We start from the raw sequence: 11,805 nt of genomic DNA, 5'->3' as shown, positions 1-11,805 counted from the left end.
GGCGCGCTGTGCTTTTGCGAATCCCGAATCCCCACTCCCGAATCCCTGCCCTTATGCGCCTGATCTTCGCCGGTACCCCCGACTTCGCCGTACCGAGCCTGCGCGCGGCCGCGCAACGCGGCGAGGTGGTGGGCGTGTACACCCAGCCCGATCGTCCGGCCGGGCGCGGGCGCGAGTTGTCGATCTCGCCGGTCAAGCGCGAGGCGCTGCTGCGCGGGATCCCGGTGTTCCAGCCGGAAAACTTCAAGACCCGCGCCGCGCGCGAGACGCTGCGCGCGTTGCAGCCGGACCTGATGATCGTGGTCGCCTACGGCTTGATCCTGCCGCAGTCGGTGCTCGACATTCCGACCTACGGCTGCTGGAACGTGCATGCCTCGCTGCTGCCGCGCTGGCGCGGCGCCGCGCCGATCCAGCGCGCGATCCAGGCCGGCGACGCCGAAACCGGCGTGTGCCTGATGCAGATGGAGAAGGGCCTCGACAGCGGCCCGGTGCTGCTGCAGGCCAAGCTGTCGATCGGCGACAGCGAAACCGGCGGCCAATTGCACGACCGGCTCAGCGAACTCGGCGCGGAAGTGCTCGGCGACGGCCTGGGCCTGGCGCGCGCGGAACTGTTCCCGCGCCCGTGGATTCAGCCCGAGGCCGGCGTGACCTACGCGCATAAGCTCGACAAGGCCGAGGCGCGGCTGGACTGGAGCCACAGCGCGACCGCATTGGCCAATAAAGTGCGCGCGTTCAATCCCTGGCCGATGGCCGATGCGCTGATCGCCGGCGAGCGCGTGCGCATCCACGGCGCGATCGCGTTGCCGCTGGAGCATCGCGCCGAGCCCGGCACGGTGCTGCTGGCCGGTCGCGACGGCATCGACATCGCCTGCGGCGTCGGCGCCCTGCGCGTGCGGGTGCTGCAGCGCGACGGCGGCAAGGCGATCACCGCGGCGGATTACTTGAACGGTCGGCGCGATCTGATCGCGGCGCGCGGCGCGTGAGCGAATCGGGCCAGCCGCCCAAAGGCCCGCGCGGTCCACGAGGGCCGTACGGCGGGCGCGGTGGAGCGTCCTCGGGTCCGGGGGCGCGCGGTCCGCGTCGCGAAGCCGGCGCCGGCCCGGGCAATGCGCGCACGGGCAACGCAGGCGCGGGCCGCCCGGGTTCGGGCGAGCGCAAATCGCCGTATGGCAGCGGCGGCGGTCAGCGCGGCGATCGTCCGCGTGCGGCCGCGTCGGGCGACAGCGCAACGCAGCTGACCCGGCCTGCCGCGCCGCCGTTGCTGGCCGGCGCGCAGCCGCGCGCGATGGCCGCGCGCGTGCTCGACGCGGTGCTGCACCACGGCCGTTCGATGAAGGCCGAACTCGCCGCATCGCTGCCGCAACTGCCCGATCCGCGCGACCGCGCCCTGGTCGAGGCGATCTGCTTCGCGGTGCTGCGCCAGCCGCTGCGTTTCGAAAACGCGCTCGACGCGTGGATGCCGCGCCCGCTGTCGCGCCGCGACGGCGAACTGCGCGCGCTGCTGTACGCCGGCCTCGCCCAGCTCGACCCGCTGCGACTGCCCGCGCATGCCGCCCTGGCGGCGACCGTGGAAGCCACCCGCGTGCTCGGGTGCAAGCATCAGGCCGGCTTGGTCAACGCCTTGCTGCGTCGCGCCCAGCGCGACGGATTGCCGGCCGGCGACCCGCGCCATTCGCATTGGCCGAGCTGGCTGCGCGGCAAGTTGCGCAAGGATTGGCCCGAGCACTACGACGCGATCCTCGCGCAAAGCGCGATCGCGCCGCCGATGTGGCTGCGGGTCAACGTTGCCCGCGGCAGCCGCGAGGACTATCGCGCGCGCCTCGCCGAGGCCGGGATCGACGCCATCGCGCCGGAGGGCGCGGACGCGGCGCTGCGCCTGGACGAAGCGGTGCCGGTCGCGACCTTGCCGGGTTTCGGCGACGGCGCGGTCTCGATCCAGGACCTGTCGGCGCAGCTCGTGGCCGATGCGCTCGCGCCCGCGCCCGGCGCGCGGGTGCTCGACGCCTGCGCCGCGCCCGGCGGCAAGAGCGCGCATCTGCTCGAACGCGACCCGCGGCTGGCGTTGACCGCGCTGGATATCGACGCACAGCGTTTGCGCCGCGTGGGCACCGGTCTGGCGCGCCTTGGCCTGGCCGAACGGGCCCGGTTGCAGGTCGCCGATGCCGCCCGGCCCGGCGACTGGTGGGACGGCGTGCCGTTCGACGCGGTGCTGCTCGATGCGCCGTGTTCGGCCACCGGCATCGTCCGCCGCCAGCCCGACGTGGTCGTGCACCGACGCGAATCCGACATCGCCGCGTTGACCATGACCCAGGCGCAACTGCTCGACGCGCTGTGGGGCGTGCTCGCGCCCGGCGGCGTGCTGCTGTATGCGACCTGTTCGATCCTGCACGACGAGAACGAGCGCCAGGTGCAAGCCTTCCTCGCCCGTACCGCCGATGCGCGGGTCGAGCCGCTGGATGCGCGTTACGGCTATGACCGCGAGGTCGGCCGCCAGCGCCTGCCCGGAGACGACGGCGGCGACGGGTTCTTCTACGCGCGGCTGCGGCGCGCGAGCTGAGTCCGCGCGGCGCGTCTGCGCCCTTACATGAGCCAAAGGTGAGCGGCGGCCCAGTTGCCGGCTTTGCCCTCTCCTCCCGACACAAGCCGCTGCGTATGATCTCGCGCATGTTCAAAAGCGCCCAATCCCGCCAAGCCTGGCTGTTCTGGATCGTCGCCTGGCTGGTGCTCGGCGCCGGCCTGGGCCTGCGCGATCCCTGGCCCGCCGACGAGCCGCGCTTCGCCCTGGTCGCCAAGCAGATGGTCGAAACCGGCCAATGGCTGTTTCCGCACCGTGGCGTCGAGTTGTACTCGGACAAGCCGCCGTTGTTCATGTGGACCGAGGCGGTCTCCTACCTGATCACCGGCAACTGGCGCGTCGCCTTCCTGCTGCCCTCGCTGCTGGCGGCGATGGGCACCTTGTGGTGCGTGGTCGATCTCGGCCGCCGCCTGTGGACGCGCCGGATCGGCTACTACGCCGGCTGGGCGCTGCTGCTGACCCTGCATTTCTGCTACCAGGCCAAGAAGGCGCAGATCGATCCGTCGGTGGTGTTCTGGATCACCCTGGCCAATTACGGCCTGCTGCGGCATCTGCTGACCGGGCCGTCGTGGCGCTGGTGGACGCTGGCCTGGTTCGCCGCCGGCATCGGCACGATCACCAAGGGCGTGGGCGCGATCGCGCTGCTGATGCTGGCGCCGGTCGCGGCCGCGGCGTTGCTGCGGCCGTTGCAGGCTGCGGTCGCGCCGGGCGGGGCGCTGTCGCGCGCGCTGGCCTGGACCCGCATGCCGGTGCGCGCCGGCATCGGCAATCCGCGTTTCTGGTTGGGGCCGTTGGCGTTCGGGGTCGCGGTGTCGCTGTGGATCCTGCCGATGGTGACGGTCGCGATGAACAGCGCCGATCCGAGCTACCACGCCTACCTCAACGACATCCTGTTCCGGCAGACCGCGGGCCGTTACGCCAAGTCCTGGGATCATCACCAGCCGGTCTGGTACCACATTGGGGTGATGTTCTCGATGTGGCTGCCGCTGATGCTGGCGCTGCCGTGGGCGCTGTGCGCCTGGGGCCGGCGCCTGCGCCGCGTCGATCCGCGTTATCTCTTGCCGCTGGCGTGGTGGGCGCTGGTGATCGTGTTTTTCTCGATCCCGCACGGCAAACGCGACGTCTACATCCTGCCGGCGCTGCCGATGGCCTGCCTGGCGTTCGCGCCGCTGCTGCCGGGCATCCTGCGCCGCGCCTGGCCGCGCCGGATCGCGTTCGGTTTCGCCCTGGCCTTGACCCTGGCGATGCTCGGGGTGGGGCTGTCGATGTGGTTCGGCAATCCGTCGTTCGAGCGCAAGTTGATCCTCGACCGCGACTTCACCGACGGCGCGCGCGCGCTGTCCGCCGCGGTGCTGGCGATCGGCGCCTGGGGTACGGCTTCGTTGCTGTGGTTCGGCTTCAAGCGGCCGATCCATGCGCTGGCCGCGACCTTGTGCGGGATCTGGGTGCTGTACGGCGTGCTGGTCGCGCCGGTGCTCAACGATTCTTCGTCGGCGCGCGGGGTCATGACCCGCGCCGCGCAGCGCATCGGTCCCGACGCCGAGCTCGGCCTGGTCGCATGGAAAGAGCAGAACCTGCTCATGACTCAGGCCAGGACCACCAACTTCGGCTTCGTCATGGGCTGGGCCAAGCAGCTCGAACACGGTCTGGCCTGGCAGGCGCAGGCGCCGCGGACGCGTTGGCTGTTCGTGCAGGAGCCGGCGCTGCTGCCGGGCCTGCGCCGAGCTGCCGTTCCAACCGCCGCCTGTGGTGGCGACGGCCGCACGCGCGCCGTGCCGCCGGCCGCGTGCGCCGAACGGCCCATCGAGACGATTCGCGTCCCCGATGCGCATCGCCGGAGAGGCCGCGATCGCGGCAGTCGAGGCGCGGATCGCGGCCTCGTCGCGCGCGGTTCGGCCTGGCGCCTGCGCGGCGCTCTCGGCGGCTGCCTGTTCGGCTGTCGCTGGCCCGCCTGGCGCGCCCGGCACCATCGCCCAGGGCTGGCGCGAGGCGCGGCGCTGCGCTGCTGTGCTGCGCTGGCGCGCTGGTGCTGGTGGCCGCGCGTTCCGTTCGCTGCGCTGCCGAGTCGCGTGCGCTGGCGCGAGGCCGACAACCGCCTGCGCCTGCTGACCGCCGCGTGGTCTATGGCGCCGTCGCGGCGCTGGCTGTGGGCCGCGCTGGCTGCTGGCCGGCGCTTCGCCGTGTCGCCACGGCCTCGCGGCGCTGCTGTCCGGCGCTGGCGCTGGCCGGCGCGTTCGCGCTGGCGCTGTCTGCTGCCGCGAGCGCGCTGGCTGGCGCGCGCGATCGGGTTCGCCGCGTCGCGAGCGGTCGTGCTGGCGGTGTGGCCGGGCGCTGCTGGACGACGTGCTGCGCGCTCGGGGTCGCCGCGGTCGCGCTCAGCGGCAGTCGCGGGGTGTGGCCGGGCCTGGCGATCGTGCTGGTGGTGGGGCTGCTGGTCAGCGGCGGCCGCGCGCGCAAGCTGTCGTGGACGGTGCTGGCGGCGCTGGTCGTCGCCGCGGTGGCGGCGTTGTGGGTCGCGCCGCTGGCGCAGCAGACCCGCATGCACGAGCTGCTGTCGGATGTCGACCGCCTGCGCGACGGCGACACCGCCTCCTCGCTCGGAGCGCGGGTCACCTTGCTCGAACTGGCCGGCACGACCTTCGCCGAACACCCGCTCACCGGCGTGGGCGTGGGCAGCTTCGAACAGGTGGTGATGGCGACGCCGCAATGCGCGCCGCCGACGCCGCGGATCGGTTTCTGCAAGCTCGGCCACGCCCACAGCGACGTGCCCGAATGGGCCGCGACCATGGGCCTGCCGGGCTTGGTCGCGATCCTGGGGATTTACCTGTTGCCGCTGGCGCTGTTCGCGCGGCGTCTGCGCGAACGGCCCGAAGGCCGCTCGCGCAGCACCGCGCTGGCCGGCCTGGTGCTGGTGCTGGTCTACATCACCTGCGGCCTGACCCAGTCGATGTTCGCGCATCAATTGATCGCCTCGCTGTACGCCGCGGCGATCGGGGTGTTGTACGGTTTCAGCCTGCGCGAATCGCGCGAGAGTGTGGCGTCGGCGGGCTGAGGGGTGCGGCGATGGGCGATGCCGAGGGATTCGCGGCTCGCAAGCGCGGTCTTGAACAAAACCGAGTGTTAACCGGAGCCGTGTGATCGGGTATTGCGCGCGAGCGATCCGGGTTTTTGTGGGAGGGGCTTGAGCCCCGATGCTGTTCGATCAGGTCACCGGCCTTCACCGCTACTGAGCGAAAGGCATCGGGGCTCAAGCCCCTCCCGCAAAAGACTTCGGGCTTCGCAAAAGCTGTGGGTTTCGCGCTCTGGCGAGCGACGATCAGCCCGTGCCCGTGCCCGTGTCTTCGTCCTCGCGCTTCGGCGTCGTCACCGGCAACCCGCGCTGCAGCATCCACAGCATGATCGTCTTCTGCCGCACGTAGTTGGCGCGCACATAGGCGTACACCAGCCCGTGCCAGCCGTCGAGGAACCCGGCGCGCAGCACGTAGCCGCGCCAGAACCGCCAGGCCGGCGCCAGCACCAGCTTGGCCAGGGTCGCGCGCTTGCCGCGGGCGTGTTCGTGCTCGGCCATCATCCGCGCGTAGCGTTCGGTCTTGGCCAGTTGCTGTTCCAGCGAGCGGTAGGGGTAATGGATCAGATCGCCCGGCAGGGTCGCGACCGCGCCGTCGACGCTCGCGGCCTCGTGGATTTCGCGCTTGCCGCGCCAACCGCCGCGACGCCGGTCGAACAGGCGCAGCACGCGATCGGGGTAGGCATTGCCATGGCGCAGGAAGCGGCCGAAGTACTCCGACAGGCGGGCGAAGCGGTAACCGGCGGCGTCGGTGAAGCCGCGCGCGCGCGCCGATTCGATCGAGGCGCGCAAGTCATCGCCCACGCGTTCGTCGGCGTCCAGGCACAGCACCCAATCGTGCGCGGCCTGTTCGACCGCGTACTGCTTCTGGCTGCGGAAACCGTCGAAGGCGCGTTGCAGCACGCGCGCGCCGGCCGCCTGCGCGATCGCGACGGTGGCGTCGCTGGAATACGAATCGACCACCACGATCTCGTCGCAGAACGCCAGCGACGCCAGGCAATCGCCGATCCGGTCGGCTTCGTTGAAGGCGATGATGCAGGCCGATACGCGAGGACGCGCGGTGGCGGTGGGCGAGGGCGCGTCGATGGCGGCGGTCCGGGTGTGGCGAGGAATGAGTTTAGAGGAGTGAGGAGTGAGTAAAAGCATAGGCGGCGGGTTCCTGCGCCCGCGGCCCCTTGGCTCCTGCTCACTCCTGACTCCTCTAAACTCATTCCTCGCTCGCTCCCGCTCCCCGCCATGCCCCACGACTACCTGCTCTTCGCCACCGAACGCTACGCGCTGCCGATCCTGCAGCCGTTGGCGCAGGCGCTGCATGCCGCCGGCCATGTCGCCCATGCCTGGTTCGCCGACGGCGCCGCGGGCTCGCGGCTGGACGCGCCGGTGCGCATGCTCGAACCGGGACGGGCCGGCCTGCGCGCCGCGGTCGCGCTCAGGCCGCGCGCGGTGTTCAGCGCCGCCAACTGGGTGCCGCCGTTCGTCGCCGGGGCCAAGGTGCAGCTGTTCCATGGCTTCAACGTCGAAAAACGCGAGGACGCGCGCGGCCATTTCCGGGTGCGCGGCCTGTTCGATCTGTACTGCACCCAGGGGCCGGCGACCACCGCGCCGTTCCGCGCGCTGGCCGCGCAGGCCGGGCATTTCGCCGTGGTCGAGACCGGCTGGCCCAAGCTCGATCCGCTGTTCCGCGACGACGACGGCGCCGCCGCGCACTGGCGCCGCTTCGCCGGCGGGCGCGAGGTGGTGCTGTTCGCCTCGACCTTTACCGAGCGCCTGAGCGCGGCGCCGCATCTGTTCGAGGCGATCGCCGCGCAGATCGCCCAGGGCGATCGCTACTGGCTGCTGACCCTGCACCCCAAGTGCGCGCCGGAACTGTTCGAACGTTACCGCGCGCTGGCCGGCGTCAACGCCACCTTCGTCGAAACCGAAGACCTGATCGCGGCGCAGCGCGCCGCCGACGTGTTGCTGGCCGATACCACCTCGGTGGTTTCCGAGTTCGTGGTCCAGCGCAAACCGGTGGTGACTTTCCGCAATCGCGCGCCCAAGCCGCACATGATCGATTTCGACGATCCGGCCACGCTCGGCGCGCAGCTCGACCGCGCGTTCGCGCCCAGCCCCGAGCTGCAGGCGGCGATCGACGCCTACGCCGACGCGATCCATCCGTACCGCGACGGCCGCTCGTCCGAGCGGGTGATCGCGGCGACCGAGGATCTGCTGGCCGGGCGATTGGGCGCGTTGCGGCGCAAGCCGCTGTCGTCGTGGCTGCGTTCGCTGCAGATTCGCCGCGAACTCGGTTATTGGGGGCCGGGCGGCTGAGCGCGGCTCAGTCGCGCCGCCGCGCCGCGCTCACCAGCGCAGCGGTTGCCGCGACAGCCCGGCCGCCAGCGATTCGTACAACCGCCGCGCCTGCGCTTCGGGCAGGAAACGGATCCGCAGCGGCGGCGCCAGGGTGCCGGCACCGGCGGTGTCCAGCCACAAGGTCGCGGTGCCGCAGCGCCGGTCGATCGGCGAGCGCTTGACCTGCAAGGCCTGCAGCTTGTCGAGTTCGGCGAAACGCCAGTAACGGTGCCACCAGCCTTCGCGCACCGCGATCAGCTGCTCGCTGTAGGCATAACCGATCCGCTGCGCGCGCCGGCGCGCCTTGAACGCGGCCCATGGCAACCACAGCAGCGCGAGCAGGCCCCACGCGCCTGCCTGCCAGTACAACGCGAACGTCGCCAGCACGGTCCACGGCACGTCCGGCAGGAACAGCCGCCACCAGGTCGCACCGGGCAGCGACTGCCACTGCAACTGGTCCCACTGCGCGCGCGGCAGCAGATGTTCGACCAGCGCATCGCAGCGCGCCGGCGTCGCGATCGGCGCCAGTTCCTTGAGCGCGCGGCCCTCGTCGTCTTCGTCCGCGCCGACCGTGTCCACCGCCAGCCGGCGGCGGCCGAGCAAGCGGTGCATCAGACCTTCTTCCAGCGTCCACGCCTGGATCCGCCGGCGCGGCACGGTGGTGCGCCAACGCCCGAGCAGGCCGCGTTCGGCGGTCAGCCGGCGGCCTTGCTCGCTCAATTCGAACCCGTAGTAACGCAGCAGCGCCAGCGCGATCGACAGCGTCTTCAGCGCGACCGCGGTCGCGCCGATCACGCCGACCGCCAGCAGCGCATAACCGGCCGTGTCGAACTGCTGCACGTCGACATGGCCCGACACCCAGCGCAGGCCCTGGCGCAACACGCGTTCGGGAATGCGGCCGTTGACGTCCGGCACCATCTGCGACAGCGCGGCCAGGCTGGCGCCGACCAGCACCAGGCCGCCGTTGGAGACCAGCCCGAGCCGCAGCACTTCGGCCGGACCGAGCTGCAATAACGTATCGGCGCGTTCCTCGACCGCTTCGGCCGCGCTCGCGCCGCGCCTGCGCACCAGCGATTCCAGCGTCAGCGCGTCGTCGAGCTTGAGCACGCGCATATGCGCTTCGGCTTGCTTGCTGCCGGCCGATTCCAGCCGCACTTCGGCCACCCCGAACAAGCGGTGCAGCACGTTCTGGTGCAGCGCCACGTTCTGGATGCGCACGAACGGGATCACCCGCAGGCTGCGATTGAGCAGGCCGCTGCGCACCACCACGCTGTCGCCGCCGATGCCGTAGCGATAGGTGAAATAGCGCCACAGCGACACCAGCACCAGCACGCCGACGCCGATCAGCGACCACAGCTCGTTGCGGTCGCCGCGGCCGAAGAACAGCAGCGCCAGCAGCGGCACGATGAACTGGCGCAGTTGCTGGATCAGCACGAACAGCCACGACATCGGATGCAGGCGGCGGTCGGCGTCGACGGCGGCCGCGGCCGGGTTGTTGCTCGTCGCGTCGACGCGTGCGGCCGCGGCGGATTCGGCCGGCGCGGCGGGCTCGAGCTCGGACGCGCTCATCGGGCGTCGTCGTCTTCGTGATCGAGCTGACGGCCCAGGCGCTCGCGCAGGCGCTGGGCGTCGTCGGCGTCGAGATGATCGATCGAGACCGCGCTGTGGCGGGTGCCGGCGGTATGCACGACCAGGGTCGACAACCGGCGCATGCGTTGCAGCGGGCCGTGCTTGAGGTCCAGATGCTGGACCCGGGTCAGCGGCACCAGGGTCTCGCGTTGCCAGGCCACGCCGCGGCGCACCGCGAACCCGTAGTCGTCCAGTCGCCACAGGGTGTTGCGGTAACGACGGAAGCCGATCCACATGCCGATGCCGGCGCCGAACAGCGCCCCGGCCAGGCCGCTGGCGAGTCCGGCATAGCGGCCCAGGGTGAGCACGCCGACGATGGTGCCGGCGATGCCGAACACGAACGCCAGCGACAGGCTGATGTCGATCGTGCACAGCGGGATCGCGCGCGCCGGCAGGCGCTGCCATTCGCCACTGGCGTACGTCGGCGGCGGCGCGGGCGGATCGCGCACGGGCTCGGTCGGGACGGCCGATGCGGGAGCGGGCGCTGCGTCGTCGTGATCGGTCTGCGTCATCCTGCGGCCATCGGGCGAGTCAGCTTGCAGTGTAGTCGTCGGCGCGGTGCCTGGAGCGGCGCAGGCAGGCGCGCGTGCGGCGATGTTCGATCGTGCATGCAAAAGGCGCGCAGCGTGGGACCGCGCCGCCGATGGGCTCGGCGTGAGCGAGGGATTCAACGAGACCCAGGATTCAACGGGACCGATACGGATTGTCGTTGCCGTCGCCGGATGGACGCAGCGTGTAGCGCTTGTAGGTCCACTGGTACTGGGCCGGATCGCGTCGCGCGATGCGTTCGACCGCGGCGTTGAGCGCCACGCAGGCGCGTTGCGGATCAGGATCGGCGATGCCGTCGGGCGCGGCCTCGATGCGCAGGGCGAAGCCGAGCGGATCGGCATCGGTGCCGATGCGTTCGCAGTACGCGAACAGCACGGTCGCGCCGGTGCGTTCGGCCAGCCGGCCGAGCAGGGTCATGGTCAGCGCCGGCACGCCGAAGAACGGCGCGAACTCGCCGTCGCCGGCCTTGGGCTGCTGGTCGGGCAGGATGCCGACCACGCCGCCGGCGTTGAGCCGTTTCCACAGCTGGCGCACGGCGGCACCTTCGGCGCGTATCTGGGTCACGCGTTCGGCATCGGTGTCGGCGCGCACCAGGTTCAGGAAGGCCTCGCCGATCGCCGATTCCGGCGGCCGGTACAAGATCGCCAGCGGCGTGCGCGAGGCCAGCCACTGGTTCAGCAGCTCCCAGTTGCCGTAATGCGGCGCGGCCACGATCAGGCCCTTGCCGGAGGCCAGGGCCGCATCGAACAGCTCGGTGCCGTGCTGCTCACGCAACAGGCGCAGATTTTCCGCATGCGGCCGCGTCCACAGGCGCACGGTCTCGACCGCCTGGCGCGCGGTGGTGCGCATGATCGCGCGCTGCCACTGCGCGCGTTCGGCCGGCGGCAGGCCGGGGTAGGCCAGTTCCAGATTGACCCGGGTCACCCGGCTCTCGCGGGCGTCGCGGCGCAGCCACAGGGCCGCGATCGCGTCGCCCAGGCGCCGTTGCCACGACCACGGCAGGCGGCCGAGCAGACCGGCCAGGACATACAGCACACGGGCGACGAATGAGCTCATGGCGCGAGTGTAGCGGCTGGCCATTCGGCCCCGATCGTGCCGGTCGCGCCGCTTCGGCGGACGAACGCCGCAGATGCCGGCGCGATCCAGGCTTTACACTGGCGTTCCCGACTTTTCGAACAGGTGCGCGGCATGTTGAGCCTGATCCAGCGCGTGACCCAGGCCAGCGTGGTCGTCGACGGCGAAACCGTCGGCGCGATCGGTCCGGGGCTGTTGGCCCTGGTCGGGGTTGAACCGGGCGACGGCGAACCCCAGATCGCTCGCATGGCCGAACGCCTGCTCGGGTACCGGGTCTTCGCCGACGAAGCCGGCCGCATGAATCGCGGCCTGACCGACAGCGGCGGTGGACTGTTGCTGGTCAGCCAGTTCACCCTGGCGGCCGACACCAGCAGCGGCATGCGTCCAGGCTTCAGTACCGCGGCCGCCCCGGCCCTGGCTGAACCGCTATTCAACCGTTTGGTCGAAACTTGCCGGCAACGTCATGCCGGGGGGGTGGAAACCGGCCGCTTCGGTGCCCATATGGTGGTCAGCCTGGTCAACGACGGTCCGGTGACCTTCTTGCTCCGCGCCTGACCGGTCCATCCGACCGCCCTGATCG

At 71.3% G+C, this 11,805-nt stretch carries 9 protein-coding genes and 1 pseudogene; 6 read left to right on the top strand and 4 right to left on the bottom strand.

The genetic code is table 11. The annotated features are described in order from the left end of the window. Positions 1-53 precede the first annotated feature (53 nt). From fmt to KME82_RS26735, 4 genes and pseudogenes are all read left to right on the top strand, one after another. Entirely contained in the window at positions 54-983 is a 930-nt protein-coding gene (gene fmt, locus KME82_RS23310; protein ID WP_215496135.1) for a methionyl-tRNA formyltransferase, read from the top strand. A gap of 302 nt (positions 984-1,285) precedes the next feature. Continuing rightward, positions 1,286-2,557: a 16S rRNA (cytosine(967)-C(5))-methyltransferase RsmB gene (rsmB, locus tag KME82_RS23305; RefSeq protein WP_215499183.1), complete on the top strand. Its 1,272-nt coding sequence runs from the start codon at positions 1,286-1,288 to the stop codon at positions 2,555-2,557. A gap of 107 nt (positions 2,558-2,664) precedes the next feature. Continuing rightward, a pseudogene (locus KME82_RS23300) lies at positions 2,665-4,337 on the top strand (ArnT family glycosyltransferase); the annotation flags it as partial. 24 nt (positions 4,338-4,361) lie between these two features. Then, complete coding sequence (locus KME82_RS26735) at positions 4,362-5,627, top strand: O-antigen ligase family protein (RefSeq protein ID WP_252255865.1); 1,266 nt, start codon at positions 4,362-4,364, stop codon at positions 5,625-5,627. 264 nt (positions 5,628-5,891) lie between these two features. Here KME82_RS26735 and KME82_RS23290 read toward each other — a convergent pair whose 3' ends face one another. Further along, positions 5,892-6,788 carry a glycosyltransferase family 2 protein gene (locus tag KME82_RS23290; protein ID WP_215496133.1) on the bottom strand — a complete coding sequence of 299 codons (897 nt, stop codon included), beginning with the start codon at positions 6,786-6,788 and terminating at the stop codon, positions 5,892-5,894. Positions 6,789-6,878: 90 nt separating this feature from the next. On the opposite strand from KME82_RS23290, the gene KME82_RS23285 reads away from it, so the two are divergent. Beyond that, positions 6,879-7,952, top strand: a complete 1,074-nt coding sequence (locus tag KME82_RS23285) for a CDP-glycerol glycerophosphotransferase family protein (protein WP_215496132.1) — start codon at positions 6,879-6,881, stop codon at positions 7,950-7,952. Between the two features lie 30 nt (positions 7,953-7,982). Here the strand turns inward: KME82_RS23285 and KME82_RS23280 are convergent, their stop codons facing one another. The 3 genes from KME82_RS23280 to KME82_RS23270 form a co-directional block, all read right to left on the bottom strand. Then, positions 7,983-9,422, bottom strand: coding sequence for a PH domain-containing protein (locus tag KME82_RS23280; RefSeq protein WP_252255864.1), 1,440 nt, complete (start codon positions 9,420-9,422; stop codon positions 7,983-7,985). 116 nt (positions 9,423-9,538) lie between these two features. Continuing rightward, complete coding sequence (locus KME82_RS23275; RefSeq protein ID WP_215496130.1) at positions 9,539-10,114, bottom strand: PH domain-containing protein; 576 nt, start codon at positions 10,112-10,114, stop codon at positions 9,539-9,541. 172 nt (positions 10,115-10,286) lie between these two features. Then, positions 10,287-11,207 (bottom strand): lauroyl acyltransferase, encoded by a 921-nt coding sequence (locus KME82_RS23270; protein ID WP_215496129.1) that lies wholly within the window; start codon positions 11,205-11,207, stop codon positions 10,287-10,289. A gap of 132 nt (positions 11,208-11,339) precedes the next feature. Between KME82_RS23270 and dtd the strand changes: the two genes are divergently transcribed. After that, the gene (dtd, locus tag KME82_RS23265; protein WP_215496128.1) at positions 11,340-11,780 is read left to right on the top strand and encodes a D-aminoacyl-tRNA deacylase; all 441 of its coding nucleotides are present in this window, start codon (positions 11,340-11,342) and stop codon (positions 11,778-11,780) included. Positions 11,781-11,805: the final 25 nt, after the last annotated feature.

Source organism: Lysobacter capsici (genome assembly GCF_018732085.1).
GTDB lineage: Bacteria > Pseudomonadota > Gammaproteobacteria > Xanthomonadales > Xanthomonadaceae > Lysobacter > Lysobacter capsici_A.
Note: the sequence above shows the minus strand (reverse complement) of the source record. Positions and strands in the feature narration are given on the sequence as shown.